Source organism: Actinomadura physcomitrii (genome assembly GCF_008923205.2).
Classification (GTDB): domain Bacteria; phylum Actinomycetota; class Actinomycetes; order Streptosporangiales; family Streptosporangiaceae; genus Spirillospora; species Spirillospora physcomitrii.
Map to the genome: position 1 here is coordinate 16,732 of NZ_WBMS02000053.1, position 20,450 is coordinate 37,181.

At 74.2% G+C, this 20,450-nt stretch carries 18 protein-coding genes; 12 read left to right on the forward strand and 6 right to left on the reverse strand.

Annotation, left to right across the window (positions count from 1 at the left end):
* Positions 1 to 132: 132 nt before the first annotated feature.
* Positions 133 to 990, reverse strand: coding sequence for a hypothetical protein (locus F8568_RS40545; RefSeq protein WP_151599168.1), 858 nt, complete (start codon positions 988 to 990; stop codon positions 133 to 135).
* 188 nt (positions 991 to 1,178) lie between these two features.
* On the opposite strand from F8568_RS40545, the gene F8568_RS40550 reads away from it, so the two are divergent.
* From F8568_RS40550 to F8568_RS40560, 3 genes are all read left to right on the forward strand, one after another.
* Positions 1,179 to 1,823: a PadR family transcriptional regulator gene (locus tag F8568_RS40550; protein WP_151599171.1), complete on the forward strand. Its 645-nt coding sequence runs from the start codon at positions 1,179 to 1,181 to the stop codon at positions 1,821 to 1,823.
* Between the two features lie 150 nt (positions 1,824 to 1,973).
* Positions 1,974 to 2,975 (forward strand): ATP-binding cassette domain-containing protein, encoded by a 1,002-nt coding sequence (locus tag F8568_RS40555; protein ID WP_202125919.1) that lies wholly within the window; start codon positions 1,974 to 1,976, stop codon positions 2,973 to 2,975.
* Positions 2,972 to 3,748, forward strand: coding sequence for an ABC transporter permease (locus F8568_RS40560; RefSeq protein WP_151599174.1), 777 nt, complete (start codon positions 2,972 to 2,974; stop codon positions 3,746 to 3,748). The genes F8568_RS40555 and F8568_RS40560 overlap by 4 nt, the downstream gene beginning before the upstream one ends.
* 19 nt (positions 3,749 to 3,767) lie before the next feature.
* On the opposite strand, the gene F8568_RS40565 is transcribed toward F8568_RS40560, so the two are convergent.
* Complete coding sequence (locus tag F8568_RS40565) at positions 3,768 to 5,123, reverse strand: M20/M25/M40 family metallo-hydrolase (RefSeq protein ID WP_151599176.1); 1,356 nt, start codon at positions 5,121 to 5,123, stop codon at positions 3,768 to 3,770.
* A 197-nt stretch (positions 5,124 to 5,320) separates the two neighbouring features.
* On the opposite strand from F8568_RS40565, the gene F8568_RS40570 reads away from it, so the two are divergent.
* The 9 genes from F8568_RS40570 (at position 5,321) to F8568_RS40610 (ending at position 15,776) form a co-directional block, all read left to right on the forward strand.
* Positions 5,321 to 6,943: a peptide ABC transporter substrate-binding protein gene (locus F8568_RS40570; RefSeq protein ID WP_151599178.1), complete on the forward strand. Its 1,623-nt coding sequence runs from the start codon at positions 5,321 to 5,323 to the stop codon at positions 6,941 to 6,943.
* A gap of 6 nt (positions 6,944 to 6,949) precedes the next feature.
* A complete protein-coding gene (locus tag F8568_RS40575; RefSeq protein WP_151599180.1) occupies positions 6,950 to 7,876 on the forward strand; it encodes an ABC transporter permease in 927 nt (308 codons plus the stop codon).
* 19 nt (positions 7,877 to 7,895) lie between these two features.
* The gene (locus F8568_RS40580; protein WP_202125921.1) at positions 7,896 to 8,876 is read left to right on the forward strand and encodes an ABC transporter permease; all 981 of its coding nucleotides are present in this window, start codon (positions 7,896 to 7,898) and stop codon (positions 8,874 to 8,876) included.
* 7 nt (positions 8,877 to 8,883) lie between these two features.
* On the forward strand, positions 8,884 to 9,918 hold the full coding sequence (locus tag F8568_RS40585; RefSeq protein WP_151599182.1) for an ABC transporter ATP-binding protein: 1,035 nt from the start codon (positions 8,884 to 8,886) through the stop codon (positions 9,916 to 9,918).
* Positions 9,902 to 10,921: an ABC transporter ATP-binding protein gene (locus tag F8568_RS40590; protein WP_151599184.1), complete on the forward strand. Its 1,020-nt coding sequence runs from the start codon at positions 9,902 to 9,904 to the stop codon at positions 10,919 to 10,921. Before F8568_RS40585 ends, F8568_RS40590 begins: the two co-directional genes overlap by 17 nt.
* Before the next feature lie 65 nt (positions 10,922 to 10,986).
* A complete protein-coding gene (locus F8568_RS40595) occupies positions 10,987 to 11,847 on the forward strand; it encodes a spermidine synthase (RefSeq protein ID WP_151599187.1) in 861 nt (286 codons plus the stop codon).
* Position 11,848: 1 nt separating this feature from the next.
* Positions 11,849 to 12,808, forward strand: a complete 960-nt coding sequence (gene sigJ / locus F8568_RS40600) for an RNA polymerase sigma factor SigJ (RefSeq protein ID WP_236009973.1) — start codon at positions 11,849 to 11,851, stop codon at positions 12,806 to 12,808.
* An 18-nt stretch (positions 12,809 to 12,826) separates the two neighbouring features.
* Positions 12,827 to 13,600 carry an SDR family oxidoreductase gene (locus tag F8568_RS40605; RefSeq protein WP_151599189.1) on the forward strand — a complete coding sequence of 258 codons (774 nt, stop codon included), beginning with the start codon at positions 12,827 to 12,829 and terminating at the stop codon, positions 13,598 to 13,600.
* Between the two features lie 172 nt (positions 13,601 to 13,772).
* Complete coding sequence (locus tag F8568_RS40610) at positions 13,773 to 15,776, forward strand: ATP-binding SpoIIE family protein phosphatase (RefSeq protein ID WP_151599190.1); 2,004 nt, start codon at positions 13,773 to 13,775, stop codon at positions 15,774 to 15,776.
* A 40-nt stretch (positions 15,777 to 15,816) separates the two neighbouring features.
* Here the strand turns inward: F8568_RS40610 and F8568_RS40615 are convergent, their stop codons facing one another.
* The 4 genes from F8568_RS40615 to F8568_RS40630 all read right to left on the reverse strand — a co-directional run bounded on the left by F8568_RS40615 (position 15,817) and on the right by F8568_RS40630 (position 20,435).
* Entirely contained in the window at positions 15,817 to 16,203 is a 387-nt protein-coding gene (locus tag F8568_RS40615; RefSeq protein ID WP_151599192.1) for a DUF2267 domain-containing protein, read from the reverse strand.
* 100 nt (positions 16,204 to 16,303) lie between these two features.
* Positions 16,304 to 17,938 carry an ABC-F family ATP-binding cassette domain-containing protein gene (locus tag F8568_RS40620; protein ID WP_151599194.1) on the reverse strand — a complete coding sequence of 545 codons (1,635 nt, stop codon included), beginning with the start codon at positions 17,936 to 17,938 and terminating at the stop codon, positions 16,304 to 16,306.
* Positions 17,939 to 18,141: 203 nt separating this feature from the next.
* Positions 18,142 to 19,110 (reverse strand): hypothetical protein, encoded by a 969-nt coding sequence (locus F8568_RS47295; protein ID WP_202125922.1) that lies wholly within the window; start codon positions 19,108 to 19,110, stop codon positions 18,142 to 18,144.
* A gap of 50 nt (positions 19,111 to 19,160) precedes the next feature.
* Positions 19,161 to 20,435: a cytochrome P450 gene (locus tag F8568_RS40630; RefSeq protein ID WP_151599195.1), complete on the reverse strand. Its 1,275-nt coding sequence runs from the start codon at positions 20,433 to 20,435 to the stop codon at positions 19,161 to 19,163.
* Positions 20,436 to 20,450 lie beyond the last annotated feature (15 nt).

Consider the following 20,450-nt stretch of genomic DNA (forward strand, 5'->3'; position numbering starts at 1 on the left):
GAATCGCGTTCTATTAGTGGAACTTACTTCATCCCCGAACCCGCCCGTACAGCCGGGGGCGCCGGCGGCGTCGTTCTCCCAGGGCACCGCCGGCCCCCGCGCTGGAGGCCTGACCGGCGCCCTGCGCTCCGCTCAGCGGTGCGCGGCGTCCCTCTCGGCGGCCCGGCGCGCCTCCTTCGCCGCCTTCCGCGCCTCCCGCGCCGCCTCCTCCGCGCGGGCGCGCGCCTGCTCGGCCCGCTCCGCCCTCCGTGCCGCCGAGTCGCGCTCCGCGGTGGCGCGCTCCAGCTCGTGCCGCAACCGTCCCACCTCGGCGGACGCGTCGTCCGCCGCCCGCCTGGCGGCGTCCGCGCGCTCGGTCCGGTCCGCCAGAGCGCGTTCGGCCTCGTCCGCCCTCCGGGCCAGCGTCTCCGCGCGGCGGGCGCGCGCCGCGCTCGTCCGGGTGACCTTCGGCCGCTCGGCCTTCCTCTCCGGCGGAGGAGCCTTCTTCTCCTCCGGGCGCGGCTCGGGGGCCAGGGCGAAGCCCGCCGGGACGAACCCGGTGTGGCTGCGCGGCTGCGGCAGCCGCCCCTCCCGCACCTCGGCCGCGACCTCCTCGTCCACGGTGGCCGCCTGCAGCGTGTCCTCGACCTCGCGGACGGCCTGGTCGCGCAGCGGGCGCCCCGCCTCGGCCGCCAGCTCGCCCGCTCGGCGCAGCAGGGCCGCGACCAGCCGGGCCCGCTGCCGCTCCAGGTCGCCGAGCCCGCCGCCCGAGCCCCACGCCTCCCGCATCCGCGCGCCGACGTCCAGCAGCCCGCGGAGATCGCCGGCCGCCGACCGCGACAGCAGGTTCACCGCCCAGGCCGACAGCGTCGGCCTGCGCAGCCCGCCGATCCGCCTGGCGAGCGCGGCGTCCCCCTCCGCCCTGGCCTCGCGGGCCAGCCGCGTCCGGGTCGCCACGAACTCCTCCGGCACGACGCCGTACAGCTCGTCGGCCGCCGTAGAGAACTCCACACCCGTCTCCTACCCGCCCGGAGGGGGCCTCAGGGCGTCCTCGGCGAGAGCGGGTCGGCGGCCGTCACGCCGGGACGCGCCGCGCCGGCCCGCACGTCCGCGTCCAGGCCTCGCCGAGGGTCCCGTAGACACGATATGTCGCTTCTGGTTATACTCGTCCACGAATAATCGCGAACGAGGAGCCCGGCATGGCGAAGCGGCGGAAGGTGAGCAACCTCCTGGGGCTCGCCGTGCTGTCGACGGTCTCCCAAAGGCCGATGCACCCGTACGAGATGGCCTCGCTGATGAAGGCGCGCGGCAAGGACCACGACATGGACATCAAGTGGGGCTCGCTCTACACGGTCGTCCGGAACCTGGAGAAGCACGGCTTCCTCGCGGTCGAGGGCAGCGTCCGCGACGGCGCCCGCCCCGAACGCACCGTCTACCGGATCACCGACGCCGGGCGCGCGGAGCTGGCCGACTGGGTGCGGGAGCTGATCGAAATCCCCGAGACCGAGCACCGGCGGCTCGAGGCCGGGCTGTCGGTGCTCGGCGCGCTCGGCCCGGACGAGACCGCCGAGCTGCTGCGCCGCCGCCTCGACGCGCTGGAGCGGCGGATCGCGGGCGACCGCGCCGCGCTCGCCGCGGCGGCCGAGGTGCCCCGCGTCTTCCTGCTGGAGGCCGAGTACGCCCTGGCCATCGCGCAGGCGGAGGCGGACTGGGTGCGCGCCTTCCTCGGCGAGATCACCGGCGGGACGCTGGAGGGCCTGGCGATGTGGCGCGCGTTCCACGCCACCGGACGCGTCCCGCCCGAGATCGCGGAACTCGCGGAAAGGGGTGCCACCGAGAGCTGAGCACGGCCCGGCGGCGGTGCTGCAACACCGCCGCCGGGCCCCAGAACCCACCACGGAAACCCGCTCGCGGAGCAGGTCCCGGCGGCGAGACCTCTACATCAGCCTATCCGGGACGCCCCGTCGAGCACGTCTCGCCGCATGGAGGCGACCATGGCGCACGCCATCGAGGCCGACCGGCTCGTCAAGCACTATCCCGGCGACGTCCGGGCCCTGGACGGGCTGTCCCTCACCGTCGGCCGGGGAGAGATCCTCGGCCTGCTCGGCCCGAACGGGGCCGGCAAGTCCACCACCGTCAAGATCCTCACCACGCTCGTCCGTCCGGACGCCGGCTCCGCGTCCGTCGCCGGGCACGACGTCCTGCGCCGCCCCGGCCGGGTGCGGCGCGCCATCGGCGTCGTGGCGCAGCAGTCCGGCGCCGACCCCGGCGCCTCCGGCCGCGCGAACCTGGTCCTGCAGGGGCGGCTGCACGGGATGGGCGGCGCGGACGCCCGGCGCCGCGCCGGCGAGCTGCTCGACCGCTTCGGGTTGCGGGACGCCGCGTCCCGCCCCGTGAAGACCTACTCCGGCGGGATGCGGCGCCGCCTGGACGTGGCGCTCGGCCTCGTCCACCGGCCGCGGGTGCTGTTCCTGGACGAGCCGACCACCGGCCTCGACCCGGAGGCCCGCGCGTCGATGTGGGCGGAGATCGCCCGGCTCGCGGGCGACGACGCGCTCGCGATCCTGCTGACCACGCACTACCTGGACGAGGCGGACCGGCTCGCCGGGCGGCTGGCGATCGTCGACCGCGGCCGCGTCGTCGCCGAGGGCACCCCGGACGCGCTCAAGGGCGAGCAGCGCGGCGACGCCGTCCACCTGGAATGGGGCGAGGCTCCGGACGAGGCGCGCGTGCGCGCGGCGCTCGGCGGACTGGCCGGCGTACGCGACATCGTGCTGGACGGCACGCGGCTCAGCGCGCGCGCCGACGACGGTGCGTCCGCCGTGCCCGCCGTACTGGCCGCACTCGACCAGGCCGGGATGCCGGTGGCGGCGGCGACGGTCGCGCGCCCCTCGCTGGACGACGTGTACCTGCGCTATGCCGGACGCCGGTTCGCGCAGGCCGACGCCGAAACGGACGCGGCACCGGAGCCCGCCGCGATCGGAGGCGCGCGATGAGCGGGCTCCTCACCGGCACCTGGTGGATGACGCAGCGCCGGCTGTCGGCGCTCGCCCGCAACCCTGCCGTCCTGGTCATGACGCTCGTCCAGCCGATGATCTGGCTTTTCCTTTTCGGCGAGCTGTTCAAGCGGGTCGTCGAGCTGCCCGGCTTCGGGTCCCCGTCCTACCTCGACTACCTCGTCCCCGGCGTCGTGGTCATGAACGCGGTGTCGCTGAACTCGTTCGCCGGGATGGCCACGATGGACGAGATCGAGCGCGGCACCCTGAACCGGTTCCTGGTGACGCCGGTGCGGCGCAGCGCGATCACCAACGCGGGCGTCGTCGAGCAGGCGCTCGGCACCGCGTTCCAGTCCATCGTGATCATCGCGCTGGGGTGGGCGGCGGGCGCGCGCTACCCCGGCGGCGCCGCCGGCCTCGCCGTGCTCGTCGCCGCGTCCGTGCTGGTCGGCGTCGTGCTCGCCGCGCTGTCGAACACCCTCGCCCTGCTGCTGCGCGACCGCAACACCATCATCGGGCTGAACGTGATGCTGCTGCTGCCGCTGACGTTCCTGTCGTCGGCGTTCATGGCGAAGGGGCTGATGCCTGCGTGGATCCGGCACGTCGCGGCGTTCAACCCGGTGAGCTGGGCGCTGGACGCCGGGCGCGCCGCGATGGCCGGCGACCCGGACTGGGGCTCGGCCGCGCTGCACGGCGGATGGCTGCTGGCGCTGACCGCGCTCACCGTCGCGCTCGCGGTGCTCTCGCTGCGCAGCTACCAGAAGTCGCAGTGACCGGGCGGGTGCCCGGGCCTCAGCGCGTGTCGAGGAAGCGGTCCAGGACGCGGGTGCCGAACGCCAGGCCGTCCACCGGCACCCGCTCGTCCACACCGTGGAACATGCCGAAGTAGTCCAGGTCCGGGCCGAGCCGCAGCGGCGCGAACCCGAAGCTGGTGATGCCGATCGCGTTGAACGACTTGGCGTCGGTGCCGCCCGCCATCACGTACGGGACGGGCCGGGCGAGCGGGTCCTCGGCCCGTAGCGACCCGGCGAGCGCGGCGAACGTCGCGCCCGCCGGGTCCGCCGCCGGGGCCTCCTCGTGGTTGATGAACTCCCGGGCGACCTTCGGGCCGAGCAGCCGGTCGATCGTGGCCAGGAACTCCTCGCCGGTCCCGGGCAGGTACCGGCCGTCGACCTGCGCGGACGCCGTGCCCGGCACCACGTTCACCTTGTAGCCGGCCTCCAGCCGCGTCGGGTTCGCCGAGTTGCGGACCGTCCCGGCGAACAGGTGCCCGGCGCGGCCGAGCCGCACCGCCTCCGCGTCCAGCCGGTCGTGGTCGATGGTGGTGCCGAGGGCGTCCGCGAGGCCGTCGAGCAGCGCCCGCACGCCCGGGGTCAGCCGCACCGGCCACCGGTACGCGGCGATCCGCGACACCGCGTGCGCGATCTCGGCGACGGCGTTGTCGGGCGCCGGTTTGGAGCCGTGCCCGGCGGTGCCGCGCGCCGTCAGCCGCATCCAGGCGGTACCGCGCTCGCCGGTCGCGACCGGGTAGATCCGGGCCCCGCCCTCCTCCACGCTGAACCCGCCCGACTCGCTGATCGCCTCGGCGCAGCCCTCGAAATACCCGCGGTGCTCGCGTGCCACGTACCGGGAGCCGTACTCGCCGGTGCACTCCTCGTCGGCGAGGAACGCCAGCACCAGGTCGCCGCGCGTGCGGCGGCCCGCGCGCAGCCGCGCCCGGACGGTCGCGAGCGTCATCGCGAGGCTGCCCTTCATGTCGACGGCGCCGCGCCCCCACACGCACCCGCCGCGCACCTCGCCGGAGAACGGCGGGACCGTCCAGTCGGACGCGTCGGCGGGGACCACGTCCAGATGCCCGTGGACCAGGAACGCCGGGTGCGACGGGTCGGTGCCGGGGATCCGGGCGAGCACGCTGGCGCGGCCCGGCGCCGACTCGACGATCTCGGCCGCCACGCCGACCTCGTCCAGCAGCGCGGCGACGTGCTCGGCGGCGGGCCGCTCCGGCCGCGCCACCCCCTCGCCCCGGTTGGTGGTGTCGAAGCGGATGAGGTCCGCGCAGATGGCGGCCGCCTCCGCACCCGCCTCACCGCTCGCGCCCGCCGCATCGCCCGGTGCCGTCTCCGCCGTCGCGTCCGGCTGCGAAGTCACCCCTGGAGCCCCTTTCGCAGGAAGGTTCCATCTTCTCCCGCCGCTGACCTGTGTCAACGGTTGATCAACAAGTCTCGATCCGGTTTCGACTCGGTCAGCGCCATACCGAAACGGCCGCGCCGGTACGACGCTGCCACCAACCTGAAGTGCGGCGGGTGTCCGGGCCCGGTGCACGAGGGGACAGCACGAGGAGGAGCATGACCAGCCTCAGGGACGCGGGCACGCGCAGGGGCGCGCGCGGGAAGGTCGCGGCGCTCGCCGCGGTGGCGCTGGCGGCCTCGCTCGGCCTGTCGGCCTGCGGCGGGAGCGGGGGCAAGAGCGACGGCGTGTTCACCGCCGGCCACTCCGAACCCGACCACCTGGTGCCGGGCAACACCACCAGCAGCTACTCCTTCGACGTCCTCAGCGGGCTGTTCGACAACCTCGAAGGCCTCACGAAGGACGGCAAGGCCTACAACCTGGCCGCCGAGTCCATCAGCACCACCGACCAGAAGGTCTGGACGATCAAGGTCCGCGGCGGCCAGAAGTTCCACAACGGCGAGCCGGTCACCGCGCAGAGCTTCGCCGACGCCTGGAACAACGCGGCGTACGGGCCGAACGCCTACTCCGCCAACGACTACTTCTCGCACATCCAGGGGTACGACGCGATGAACCCCGAGGACGAGAAGGCCAAGCCGAAGGCCGACAAGCTCTCCGGCGTCCAGGTCGTCGACCCCTCGACCCTCAAGGTGACGCTCACCGCGCCGTTCAACCAGTTCCCGCTGCTGCTGACCTACCCGGCGTTCGCGCCGATGCCGAAGGCGGGTCTGCAGGACCTCAAGTCGTTCGAGAACCACCCGATCGGCAACGGCCCGTACATGATGAGCGGGAACTGGGAACGCAACAAGCAGATCAAACTCGTGCCGTTCCCCGGTTACACCGGCCCCCGCAAGCCGAAGAACAAGGGCGTGATCTGGAAGAGCTACTCCAGCGCCGACAGCGCCTACACCGACCTGCGCGCCGGGAAGATCGACGTGCTGCAGACGATCCCGGCGGCGAAGGTGCCGGAGGCGAAGCGGCTGCTCGGCGACCGGTTCCTGCCCCGCAAGATGGGCACGATGGACTACCTCGGCTTCCCGCTGTGGGACGAGCGGTTCGCGAACCCGGACCTGCGCAAGGCCATCTCGATGGTCATCGACCGGCAGGGCGTCAACAAGGCCGTCTACAACGGCGACTACTTCCCGGCCGACTCGCTGCTGCCGTCCATCATCGAGGGGCACCGCGCGAACGCCTGCGGTGAGCTGTGCACCTTCGACCCGGCGAAGGCCAAGACGCTGTTCGACAAGGCCGGCGGGTTCAAGGGGACGATGGAGCTGTACTTCTCCAACGCGCAGCCCACCTACTACCAGTGGATGCAGATCGTCGCGAACTCGCTGAAGCAGAACCTCGGCATCCAGGACGTCCAGTTCCGGCAGGTCCCCGCGTCCGACTACTTCTCGATGCTGAACAAGCACGAGGAGAAGGGCCCGTACCGGCAGAACTGGGAGGCCGACTACCCGAGCGCCCAGAACTACCTCGAGAACATGTGGACGACGAACGCCAACCGCATGGGCTGGAAGAGCAAGGAGTTCGACGACCTGATCGCCAAGGCGAACAGCTCCGCCGACCACCAGCGGGCGCTGCAGCTCTACAACCAGGCCGAGGACGTCGCCATCCGGGAGATGCCGATGATCCCGCTGTGGACGTGGGCGGGCCAGGGCGGCCGCTCCAGCCACGTGGACAACGTCACCATCACGGCGTGGTCCACCGGCCTGATCGTCAACGAAGTGACGGTGAAGTAGCCGGCGATGTGGCGCTACGTCCTGCGGCGGCTCCTCCAGGCGATCCCCGTCTTCATCGGGACGACCCTGCTGATCTACGCGATGGTGTTCGCGTTGCCGGGCGACCCGATCCAGGCGCTCGCCGGGGACAAGCCCATCCCCGCCAACGTCCTGTCGACGCTTCGGGACCGCTACAACCTGAACGATCCGCTGCTGGTGCAGTACGGCAAGTACATGTGGGGTCTCCTCCAGGGCAACCTGGGGGAGAACTACGACGGCCAGAAGGTCGCGGACATGCTCGGCGGGCGCTGGACGGTGACCGCGCAGCTCGCGCTCACCGCCTGGATCTTCGAGCTGGTCATCGGCATCGCGCTCGGCGTGTGGGCCGGGCTGCGCCGCGGCAAGGTCGCCGACACGCTCGTGCTCGGCGGCACCACGCTGCTGATCGCGGTGCCGGTGTTCGTGCTCGGCTACACCGCGCAGATCCTGTTCGGGCTGCACTGGCAGATCTTCCCGACGGCCGGGACCGACGACGGCTGGCCGATGAGCTACCTGCTGCCCGGCATGGTGCTCGGCTCCCTCGGCCTGTCCTACGTGGCCCGGCTGACCAGGACGAGCCTCGCCGAGAACCTGCGCGCCGACTACGTCCGCACCGCCAACGCCAAGGGGCTGTCGCGAGCGCGGGTCGTCGGCCGGCACGCGCTGCGCAACTCGCTGATCCCGGTCGTCACCTACCTCGGCGTCGACTTCGGGAACCTGATGGGCGGCGCGATCGTGACCGAGGGGATCTTCAACCTGCCGGGCATCGGGCAGCAGGTGTTCCAGTCCATCCAGCTGAAGGAGGGGCCGGTGGTGGTCGGCGCGGTCACCGTGCTCGTGCTGATCTTCCTGCTGGTCAACCTGGTCGTGGACCTGCTGTACGGGCTGCTGGACCCGCGGATCAGGTACGAGTGACGAGCGACCCGGAGGGGCATTGAAGACGATCGACCCGGGCGCGGCCGACCCCGGCCCGCCGGGTGCGGAACCGGAGCCGGCGGACGCCGGCGCGGGCGCGGGCGCGCCCGGCACCGCCGCCGCGGCCGTCGCGGCCGCCGGCGGCGGGCTCGGCCGGGCGTCGCTGTGGGACGACGCGTGGCGGGAGTTGCGGCGCCGCTGGGTGTTCTGGGCGTCGGCGGGGTTCCTGCTACTGGTCGCGCTGATGGCGGCGGTGCCGCGGCTGTTCACCTCGACGGGCGTGAACGAGGGCTGCGACCCGAACGACGCCAAGCTCGGCCCGTCCGGCGCGCACTGGTTCGGCACCGACCTCGCCGGCTGCGACTACTACGCGCACGTCGTGCACGGCGCCCGGCCGACCCTGCTGATCGGCGTCGCCGTCACCCTGTTCGCGTTCGTCATCGCGCTGGTGTTCGGCATGCTGGCCGGCTACTACGGCGGGCTCCTCGACGCGCTGATCGCGCGGCTCACCGACGTGTTCTTCGGGCTGCCGTTCGTGCTCGGCGCGACCGTCATCCTGGTCGCCTTCCCGAGCCACGGGATCGGCGCGATGACGCTGGTGCTGGTCCTGCTCGGCTGGACCACGATGATCCGGATCATGCGGGCGCAGGTCATCGCGGTCCGGGACGCCGACTACGTGCAGGCCGCGCGGCTGCTCGGCGCGTCCGACCGGCGGATCATGGCGCGGCACATCCTGCCGAACGCGATCGCGCCGGTTATCGTGGTCGCCACCCTCAACGTCGGCAACGTGATCGCGGGCGAGGCGACGCTGGACTTCCTCGGCGTCGGCCTGCAGTACCCGAAGGTGTCCTGGGGCCTGCAGCTGAACCTGGCGCAGGACTCCTTCGTCGATCACCCGCACCTGCTGATCTTCCCCGCGGTGTTCCTGTCGGCCACGGTGCTGAGCTTCCTGATGCTCGGCGACGCGGCCCGCGACGCCCTCGACCCGAAGCTGCGGTGAGCACGCGATGACGACGGAGCTGACCAGGGACGTGCCGCAGGAGCCGGCCGCGCCGCCGCCGCTGCTGGAGGTCGACGACCTGCACGTGGCGTTCCGCGTGCGCGGGCACGACGTCCGCGCGGTGAACGGGCTGTCCTACACGCTCGGCGAGGGCGAGACCGTCGCGATCCTCGGCGAGTCCGGATCGGGCAAGAGCGTCGCGGCGCAGGCCGTGATGGGCATCCTCGACACCCCGCCCGCGCGGATCACCGGCGGGTCGGTGCGGCTGCGCGGCGAGGAGCTGCTCGGGCTGCCCGAGCGGCGCCGCCGCGGCTACCGCGGCGACCGCATCTCGATGGTCTTCCAGGACGCGCTGACCGCGCTGAACCCGGTGTTCACCGTCGGCGACCAGATCCGCGAGATGTACCGGGTGCACCGCGGGCTCGGCCGCCGGGCCGCCCGCGACAAGGCCGTCGAGCTGATGGAGCGGGTGCGGATCCCGTCCGCCGCGCAGCGGCTCGGCGACTACCCGCACCAGTTCTCCGGCGGCATGCGCCAGCGCATCATGATCGCGATGGCGCTGGCGCTGGAGCCGGACGTGCTGATCGCCGACGAGCCGACCACCGCGCTCGACGTGACCGTCCAGGCGCAGATCATGCGGCTGCTCGCCGCGCTGCAGGACGAGCTGCGGATGGGCATGGTGCTCATCACCCACGACCTCGGCGTCGTCGCCGGCGTCGCGGACCGGATCGTCGTGATGTACGCCGGGTCGGTGGCCGAGCAGGCGCCCGCCCGCGAGCTGTACGCGCGGCCCGCCCACCCCTACACGCGCGGGCTGCTCGCGTCCGTGCCGCGGCTGGACCGGCGCGGGGACGCGCTCGTCCCGATCAAGGGGTCGCCGCCGAACCCGGCGGCGCTGCCGCCCGGCTGCCCGTTCCAGCCGCGCTGCCCGCGCGCCGAGGCGCTCTGCGCCGCCGAGCGCCCGCCGCTGGTGACCGTCGCGCCGGGCCACGAGGCCGCCTGCCACTTCGCCGAGGAGGTGCACGGTGCCGGAGCCGAGTGAAAGCCCGATCCTGGAGGTCGACGGCCTGGTCAAGCACTATCCCGTCACCCGCGGCGTGGTGGTCAAGCGCGCGGTGGGGCACGTCCGGGCGGTGGACGGCGTCGACCTGGAGCTGCGGCGCGGCGAGACGCTCGGGGTCGTCGGCGAGTCCGGCTGCGGGAAGTCGACGCTCGCCAAGCTGCTGCTGGCGGCCGAGCGCCCGACCGCCGGGACCGTCCGGTTCGACGGGCGGGACGTGTTCGCGCTGCCGCGCAAGGAGCTGCGCGCGCTCCGGCGGCGCATCCAGATGGTGCTGCAGGACCCGTACTCCTCGCTGAACCCCCGGATGACCGTCGGCGACATCGTCGGAGAGCCGTTCGCGATCCACCCTGACGCGGCGCCCAAGGGGGAGCGGCGCGCGCGCGTGCAGGAACTGCTGGAACTGGTCGGCCTCGACCCCGACCACGTCAACCGGTACCCGCACCAGTTCTCCGGCGGGCAGCGGCAGCGCGTCGGCATCGCCCGCGCGCTCGCCCTGCGGCCCGACGTCATCGTCTGCGACGAGCCGGTGTCGGCGCTGGACGTGTCCGTCCAAGCGCAGGTCATGAACCTGCTCGCCGAGCTGCAGCGCGAGCTCGGGCTGGCGTACGTGTTCATCGCGCACGACCTCGCCGCGGTCCGGCACATCTCCGACCGGATCGCCGTCATGTACCTCGGCAAGGTCGTCGAGACCGGCGACGAGGCGCAGATATACGAGCACCCGACGCACCCGTACACCCAGGCGCTGCTGTCGGCCGTCCCGGTGCCCGACCCGGACGCGCCCGGCTGGGCGGGGCAGATCCAGCTGGAGGGCGAGCCGCCGTCGCCGCTCGACCCGCCGTCCGGCTGCCGGTTCCGCACCCGCTGCTGGAAGGCCCGGGACGTGTGCGCGCAGGACGTCCCCGAGCTGGTGGAGCGGGACGGGTCCGCGCACCCGAGCGCGTGCCACTTCGCTGAGGAGCAGGCGCTCACCGAGCAGGCCTGACGCCGCCCGGCCCGGTCGGAGCGGGCCGGTCGGGGCCGGCCGGGACGGTTCCGTAGGGTGGGGGCATGGCGCGCAAGGGCAGGCACGGTCCGCGGCCGGACACGTTCACGATCGCCGGCGGCGAGGCCGAGCTGCTGCGCGACGCCGACCGCGACGGCGGCTGGATGCTGCTCGTCGGCGGCGTCCCGCAGTCCTACGTGGACCTGTCCGACCCCACCTACCTCGACTTCGAGTACATGCGGCTGATGGGCGACGTCGTCGACGCGCTCGGCCTGGAGGGCGAGGCGTTCGACGCCGTGCACATCGGCGGCGCCGGGTGCACCCTGCCTCGCTACATCGCCGCGACCCGGCCGGGGTCGCGGCAGGTCGTCCTCGAACCGGACGCCGAGCTGGTCCGGGTCGTGCGCGAGCACCTGCCCGTCAAGGGCGTGCCGGGCCTGCGGATCCGCATCACCGACGGGCGCAGCGGCGTCGCCGCGCTCGCCGACGGGGCCGACGACCTCGTGGTGATGGACGCCTTCGCCGAGGCGTCGATGCCGCCGGAGCTCGCGACCCGCGAGTTCGTGCTGGACGCGGCGCGGGTGCTGCGGCCGCGCGGGGCGTACCTGGCGAACGTCGCCGACGGCTTCCGGCTACCGTTCGCGCGGCGCGTCGCCGCGACCGTCCGGTCGGTGTTCCCGCACGCGCTGCTGATGGGCGACCCGGGCGTGCTGCGGGGCCGCCGCTTCGGCAACCTGATCGTCGCCGCGTCCCGCGAGCCGCTGCCGGTCGCCGAGCTGACCCGGCGCGCCGCCGGCGGCATCGCGCGGGCCCGGATGGTGGCGGGCGACGACCTCGCCGCGTTCTGCGCCGGCGCGGCGCCGCTGCACGACGGCGAGGAGATCGTCGCGCCGACCCCGCCGCCGCAGGTCTTCGGGAGGTCGTGAGATGGAGCCCGGCGCCGCCGACCTCATGGACGAGGCGGGCCTCGCGGCGTTCGAGGAGCTGCGGCCCCGGCTGACGGGCCTGGCGTACCGGATGCTCGCCGAGGTGCAGGAGGCCGAGGACGCGGTGCAGGACGCCTACCTGCGCTGGAGCGGCACGGACCGGGCGGCCGTCGAGGAGCCCCGGGCCTGGCTGATCAAGGTCGTCACGAACCTGTGCCTCAACCGGCTCGCCTCCGCGCGGGCGCGCCGCGAGACCTACACCGGCCCGTGGCTGCCCGAGCCGGTGCCGGGCGGCCCCGGCGGGCTAGGCGCGCGGGTGCTCGGGCCGCTGGAGACCGCCGAGCAGCGCGACTCGGTGTCGCTGGCCCTGCTCACCCTGATGGAGTCGCTCACCCCCGCCGAGCGCGCGGTGTTCGTGCTGCGCGAGGCGTTCGGCTACAGGCACCGCGACATCGCCGGGGTCCTGGACGTCACCGAGACCGCCAGCCGGCAGCTGCACCGGCGCGCCCGGCAGCGCGTCGCCTCCGCCGAGCGGCGGTTCGCCCCGCCCGGCGAACGGTGGCGGCGGCTCGTCGAACGGTTCCTGGACGCGGCGGTGCGCGGCGACCTCGCGGGGCTGGAGGCGATCCTGGCCGAGGACGTCGTCGCCTGGTCCGACGGCGGCGGCAAGGTCACCGCGGCCCGCAACCTGGTCACCGGGCGGACCCGCGTGGCGCGGTTCTTCCTCGGCGTCGCCCGCCGCGCCGCGGACCTGCCGGCGGGGTCGCTCGAACCGTCGATCGAGGAGGTCAACGGCGTGCCGGCGCTCGCCGTCCGGGTGGACGCCGAGCTCACCATGATCGCGGTGCTGGAGGCGTCCGGGGACCGCGTCACGGCCGTGCACGCCGTGCTCAACCCGGACAAGCTCGGATTCGCCGCCCGCGCCCTGTCACGCTCTGGGAGACTGCCCGGTCCCTCTTAACAGACGAAGGAGGAATCGATGATCATCGTGACCGGGGCGAGCGGGACGCTCGGCCACCCCCTGACCCGCAAGCTGGCCGCCGCGAACGCGGCTGACGTGCGCGCGCTGAGCCGGCGCTCCAGGACGCCGGAGAACGGCGTCACCTGGCACCAGGCGGACCTCAAGACGGGCGACGGGCTCGCGGCGGCCCTCGACGGCGCCGACACCATCGTGCACTGCGCCAGCGACTGGCGGCACTACAGGGACGACCTGACCGCCGCCCGGAACCTGGTGGACGCGGCCTGGAAGCAGGGCGCGCCGCACCTGGTCTACATCTCGATCGTCGGCGTCGACAGGATCCCGTACCCGTACTACCGGATCAAGCACGAGGTGGAGCGGCTCATCGAGGACTCGGGGCTGCCGTACACCATCCTGCGGGCCACCCAGTTCCACACCCTGCCGGGCATGGTGCTGGACGTCCTGACGAAGGTCCCCGGGCTGATGCCGCTGCCGTCCGGGCTGCGGATACAGCCGATCGACGCCGGCGAGGTCGCCGAGCGGCTGGCCGACCTGGCGCTCGCGCCCGGGCCGGCCCGCCGCGTCGACGACATGGGCGGCCCCGAGGTGCTCGCGCTCGAGGACATGGCCCGGTCCTATCTGCAGGCCCGCGGCAGGCGCAGCGTGCGGCTGCCGTTCCCGCTGTTCGGCAAGACGGCCCGCGGCTTCAAGGAGGGCCACCACCTCGCCCCGGAGCACAAGTCCGGCAAGCTGACCTGGCAGGACTACCTCGACGAGCGGTGGCCGCGCCGGTGACCCCCGCCCGCCGCGCCCCGTCCGGGCGCCGGCCGTCCTGAGCGGGGTCTCGCCGTCCGCCCGCGGAACCCATTCGCGGATTGCGGGCGGCGGCCCGCCGGGACGGAATTCCGGACCGGTCTCCCGTGCCGTATCGGCCGCATCCGACGGCGCCATGTCCCATAATCGAGCGATGGAGTCGTCCACCCGAATTCTTATTCTCGGCACGGATTCCTCGGGGAGAATACTCCAGTCCGAGCGGAACGCCGCCGCCGTTCTGTCCGCGCATCCGGACGGCCTTCTCGGCGCCTGCCTCGACGAGGTGATCCCCGGCGCGCGCGAGCCGCTGCTGGAGGCGGTGAAGCACGGGCGGGAGCGCACCGCGATGCTCGCCGTCGAGACCTCCGGCGGCGCCACCCTCGACGCGGTCGTCACCGTGCACCCGATGAACGGCGGCGAGCCCGGCGGCCTCGCCGCGCTCGCGGTGATCCGCGTCCCGGTGCCGCTCGCCGACCGGTTCGTCGACCCCGCCGTCATCCGCCGCGCGCTGCTCGACGACGGGCTGCCCCGCATCGGCTCCACCCTCGACCTGGAACTGCTCGCACGCGGGCTGATGGACGTCCTCGTCCCGCATTTCTGCAATTCCGGCGCGCTGATGCTGCTGGAGAGCCATCTGGACGCCGACGAGGCGCCCGCGGGCCCGGACGGGCCGCCGCTGCGCCGGATGGCGATCGGCTTCGACGACGGCGACCCCGCCTGGGACGCGGCGTTCCCGACCGGCGAGTCCGTCGTCTACCCGGCCGGCACCCCCTACACGCGGTGCCTGGAGACCGGCGAGCCGGAGCTGACCGCGCTCGGCGGCGAGGGCGCGGCCCGGCTCGCCGGGGTCTGGCACCGCCCGCCGGTCGCCGACCTGCTCAAGGACGCGTCGATGCTGCTGCTGCCGATCGCGTCGGCGGCGGGGGTGCTCGGCTTCTTCGTCGGCGTCCGCAACGCCGCGCACCGCCCGTTCGACCGCTACGACATCGAGATCGGGATGGAGTTCGCCGCCCGCGCGTCCAACTACGTGGAGAGCGCCCGGCAGTACTCGCTGGAGCGGGCGACCGCGCTGACCCTGCAGCGCAGCCTGCTGCCGACCGACCTGTCGGCCCCGTCGCCGATCGAGGTGCACCACCGGTACCTGCCCGGCAGCCGGCTCATCGAGGTCGGCGGCGACTGGTACGAGTCGATCGCGCTGCCGGGGGCGCGCGTCGCGCTCGTCGTCGGCGACGTCGCCGGGCACGGGGTGAAGGCGGCCGTCACAATGGGCCGGCTGCGCACCTCGATCCACACCCTCGCCGAGCTGGAGCTGCCGCCCGCCGAGGCGCTGGAGCGGCTCGACTCGCTGATGCGGACCCTCGGCGACCGCGAACCGCACTTCGCGACCTGCGCGTACGTGGTGTACGACGCGGTCAGCGGCCGCTGCGAGGTCGCCAGCGCCGGGCACCTGCCGCCGCTGCTCGCGCCGCCCGGCGCCGCGTCCCACTACCTGGCGGTGCCGCCCGCTCCGCCGCTCGGCGTCGGCGGCGACGGCCCGATCGTCAGCCGCGAGTTCACCGTCGACGACGGCACGCTGCTGTTCCTGTACACCGACGGGCTCGTGGAGAACCGGGCCCGCGACATCGACGACGGCCTGGCCCGGCTGCGGCGCACCTTCGGACCCGGCGCGGCGTCCCGGCCGCTCGAGGAGCTGTGCCAGGACGCGCTCGACGGCGTCTACGACGACCAGCACCGCGACGACATCGCGATGCTGGTGGCGCGGCTGAGCCGGATCCCCGACGACCACCACGCCACCTGGGAGCTGCCCGCCGAGCCCGCCGCGGTGCGCCGTGCCCGGGGCCTGGTCCGCGACCGGCTCGCCCGCTGGGGCCTGGACGAGCTGGCCGACTCCACCGTCCTGATGGCCTCCGAGCTGGTCACCAACGCGATCAGCCACGCCGGCGGCCGTGTCGGGCTGCGCCTGGTCCGCGAGGGCGGGCTGGTCTGCGAGGTGTTCGACTCCTCCGACGGCCGCCCCCGCGTCCGCCCCCAGGACGACGAGGACGACATGCCGGAGTCGGGCCGCGGCCTGCACGTCGTCGGGCGCCTCGCGCAGCGGTGGGGCGTGCGCCGCACCACCGACGGCAAGTCCGTCTGGTGCGAGCAGGAGCTGCCCTGAGCGGTGCCGTCCGGGCCGGGCCGGTGCCGGCCGGGCCGGGTCAGTGCTGGACGGGCTGGGTGCCGAGCAGGTCGTCGTAGTCGTCCGGGAGCTGCGCGATGATGTGCTCGAACAGGCCCGGGTCGACCGACGCCTTGACGGCCGCGACGACCGCGCGGGCGTGCTGGCGCGCCTGCGGCGGCCGGGTGCCCTCGGCGTTCGCGACCCGCTCGTAGAACTCCCCGAGCCCGAAGCGGTGCCCGGCGCCCTCGTCCGGCAGCGCGTCGGCGAGCGCGGGCGGCAGCTGCGCGGCCAGGTCGCGGCTCTGGCCCCCGGCGAGCCGCTCGCCGAGGACCGCGAGCGTGGCGTCGATGGCGCGTTCGGCGTGGTCGGCGGTGTCGATGCGCCCGGTCTCGCGGACGGCCGACACCAGTTCGTGCTCCTTCATGATCCCCCCGAAGGTCGGCTCAGACGGTCACGGCCATGCGGACCCCGATACCCGCCGGTCGCGGAAGGCATTCATCCCACGGACCCGGTTCGCGGACGGGTCAGGCGGGCGCCGCGGCCTCCAGCAGCCGGCCGCCCGCGAGCCGCAGCCGGCGGTTCACCCCGATGTCGGCCAGGAACCGCTCGTCATGGCTGACCACCACGAACGCGCCTTGGTAGGCGTTGAGCGCGCCGACCAGCCAGGCGACGCTCGCCAGGTCGAGGTTGTTCGTCGGCTCGTCGAGCAGCAGCAGCTGGGGCGCCGGCTCGGCGCCCAGCACGCATGCGAGCGTCGCGCGCAGCCGCTCGCCGCCGGACAGCGCCCCGGCCGGCAGGTGCGCGCGGGCGCCGCGGAACAGGAACCGGGCGAGCAGGTTCATCCGCTCGGCCTCCGGCACGCCCGGCGCGGCCGCGGCGAGGTTCTCCGCCACCGTGCGGCCCGGGTCGAGCAGGTCGAGGCGCTGCGACAGATACGCGACGCGGCCGTCGGCCCGCCGCGTCGTCCCGCCGCCCTCCGGGGACGACTGGCCGCCGATCAGGCGGAGCAGGGTCGACTTGCCGGCGCCGTTCGCGCCGGTCAGCGCGGTGCGCTCGGGGCCCCGGATCTCCAGGCTCGCGCCGGGTCCGGCGAAGACGTCCCGGTCCCCGTAGCGGACCCGCATGCGCTCGCCGAGGAACAGCGTCCGCCCGGCGGGGACGGCGGTGGCGGGCAGCTCCAGGCTGATCGCCTGGTCGTCGCGCAGGGCGCGCTCGGCCTCCTGGAGGCGGGCGCGGGCGTCGCCGAGCCGCGCGGCGTGCGTGCCGTCGGCCCGCCCGGCCGACTCCTGCGCGCGCCGCTTGCGCGCACCGGCGAGGATCTTGGGCAGGCCCGCGTCCTTGACGTTGCGGGCCGCGTTGCTCTGCCGCCGCGCCGCCCGCTCCCGGGCCTGCTGCATCTCCCGCTTCTCCCGCTTCACCTCCTGCTCGGCGCTGCGGACGTCCTTCTCCGCGGCCTCCCGCTCGATCCGGAGCGCCTCCTCGTGGGCGGTGAAGTTCCCGCCGTAGAAGCGCATCTCGCCGCGGTCCAGCTCGGCGATGCGGTCCATCCGGTCGAGCAGCGCCCGGTCGTGGCTCACCACGAGCAGGCACCCGTTCCAATCCTCCAGGACGCCGTACAGCCGGTGCCGGGCGCCCGTGTCGAGGTTGTTGGTCGGCTCGTCGAGCAGCAGCACGTCCGGCCGCTTCAGCAGCTGCGCGGCCAGGCCGAGCGACACGGCCTGGCCGCCGCTGAGCGTGCCGAGCCGGCGGTCCAGCGCGACGTCGCCGAGGCCCAGCCGGTCGAGCTGGGCGCGGGTGCGCTCCTCGATGTCCCAGTCGTCGCCGATCACCGCGAAGTGCTCCGCGGCGGCGTCGCCGGACTCGATCGCGTCCAGCGCCGCGATCACCGGGGCGACGCCGAGGACGTCCGCCGCGGCCCGGTCGCCGTCGAGCGGCAGCGTCTGCGGCAGGTAGCCGAGCACGCCGTCGGCGGAGACGGTGCCGGCGGCGGGCCGGAGCTCCCCGGCGATCAGTCTCAGCAGCGTGCTCTTGCCGGCGCCGTTCGGGGCGACCAGGCCGGTGCGGCCGGCGCCGACGGCGAACGACAGGTCCTGGAACACCGGGACGTCGCCGGGCCAGGAGAAGGACAGGCCGGAGCAGATGATGCGGGCATCGGACACGTGAGGGACCTCATCGGATGAAGCGGGCGTACCGGAGCCGCCCGGCAGGGGCAGGGATCGGGGTGGACGACGGGGCGGCCACGGCGGCGGCGCTCGTCCGCGCGCACCGGTGGCCGATCACTTCCGGGATCACCCGGAGATGTCGTCGTCACCTGCCACTGCTGATCTCCCTCAATGGATCGCTCTCGTCCGATCCCACCGTATCAGCGTGCGGCGCCCACCTGGCCCAGCAGCGCCGCGGCGGCGTCCTCGGCGAAGGCGCCGGGCAGGTCGGAGCCCATCCGGTCGGCGGCCGCCGCGCGCAGCCGGACCCCGGCCGCCGCGCTCGCGGTGGCGGTGGCGGCGGCGAGCACCACGGGCGGCCCGCTGCGGATGCCGTCGCGGCGCGCCATGGCCCGGGCCGCGACCGCCGCGAGCGCCACCCGGGGCGCGAGGCCCTGGGGCGAGGTCCGCGGCGGCGCGGCCGGGAGCTTGTCGATTCCCATCTCGGCCAGCGTGAACAGGCCGTTCAGCGCCTTGACAGCGGGATGGGAGAGCCGGCCGGACAGCCCCGGATGGTAGCGGCGCGAGCGCAGCGCCAGCGCGCTCAGCCCGGCGGAGCTGCGGCAGCCCGTCGCCGCGCCGAGCGCCGCGGCGCGCACCAGCGCCCGGCGGGACGGGCGGTCGGGCGCCGGCTGCCGGAGGGCCTTGCGCTGCTCGTCGGCGCGGAACATCGCGGCGAGCGCGCCATGGGCCGTGATGCCGTAGACGAGGTGCGGGATCGCGTCGGACGCCCAGTCGGCCGGGGACCAGGTGCCCGGATCGGAGATCCCCAGCCGAGCGATCGGCAGGTCGGAGGCCGCCATCGCCGCCGCGCCCAGCAGCGGCCCGCCGATGACGGCGGGCAGCCGGAGCCCGGCGGCGCGCAGCGCCCCGGCGAGCGCGCCCACGGCCATCCCGGTGCAGGTGCCGGTGAGCGCGCCGAGGCCCTCCAGCCGGTTCGCCCGCTCCAGCTCGCCGCCGGGCAGGCGCACGCCGGCGCGGGCGGCCAGCTCCCCGGCGACGGCGGCCGGCGTCCCGCTCGCCGGGCGGCCCCGGATCGCCATGTCCGCTTCGGTCGTCGCGTCGAGCGCGGCCGTCCCCGCGGCGCCGGCCACCATGCCGCGCAGGACGCCCTTTAGTAGTGAGGTCACGCCCGGGCACTACCCGTGCTTTCCGCGATTACCCGCGCGCCCCGGGCGGTTCAGTCCAGGTGGACCGGCAGCGAGTTGACGCCGTAGACGATCGACAGCTTGCGGTAGCTCAGCTTGTCCGGCTCCACCGCGAGCCGCAGACCGGGGAACCGGCGGACGAGCGCGGGGTAGGCCGCGCGCAGCTCCATCTTGGCGAGCTCGGCGCCGATGCAGCGGTGCGCGCCCCACCCGAACGCCAGGTGCGGCGGGGTCTTGCGGCCGGCGTCGAAGCCGTCCATGCCGGGGCCGAGCGCCGGGTCGCGGTTGGCCGCCGACAGCGAGATCAGCACCACGTCGCCCTCGGCGATGCGCACCCCGGCGACCTCGGTGTCCTTGCGGGCGAACCGGGGGAACGCCAGCTGCACCACGGTCAGGTACCGCAGCAGCTCGTCGACGAACGGGACGATCGCCTCGTCGTCGTCGTGCACCCGCTGGAACTGCTCGCGGTCGCGCAGCAGCACGATCGAGCCGAGCGCGAGCATGCTCGCGGTCGTCTCCAGGCCGCCGGTGAGCACGCCGTCGGAGAGCCCGGCGATCTCCAGGTCGTCGAGCTCGTCGCCGTGCTCGCGGATCAGCATGCCGATCAGCCCGGGGCCCGGCTCGACCCGCTGCCGGCGGACGACCTCGAGCAGGTAGTCCATCGACTCGGAGATCGCGCCGACCGACGCGCTGGCGCCGCCGAACAGGTCGAACCGGGCGCTGCTCAGCCGCTGGAAGTCGCTGCGGTCGCGGTGCGAGACGCCGAGCAGCTCGCAGATCGTCAGCAGCGGGACGGGCAGCGCGAACGACTCCATCAGGTCGACCGGCCCGGTCCGGCCCGCCATCGCGTCGAGCCGCTCCTCGACGATCGTGTGGATCAGCGGGGTGAGCCGGCTCAGCCGGCGCATGGTGAACTCCGGCGTCAGCAGCTTGCGCCGGCGGGTGTGCACGGGCGGGTCGGAGAACCCCAGCCCGCCGGGGGTGAACCCGGCCGGGACGTCCACCTTGCCGACGAGGTTGGACAGGTCGTTGCTGAACGAGTCCGCGTCCGCGAGGACGGCCTTGGCCTCGTCGTAGCCGGTCACCAGCCAGACACCGAAACCGAAGGGCAGCGGCAGCCTGCTGACGCGTCGCGCCTCCCGCATCTCGGTGAGGTCGCTCACCGGGTCCAGGCCGTCGCGGCGCAGCGGCGCCAGCGTGGAGTTCGGCAGGAACCGGATCGACTCGAGATTGAATCCGGCACGCTGCTTCCTGGCGATGTATCCCCGTACAAGCCACTTGGCCGCGCGTGCCCCGACATTCGCCATGATCGCAGGTTATTG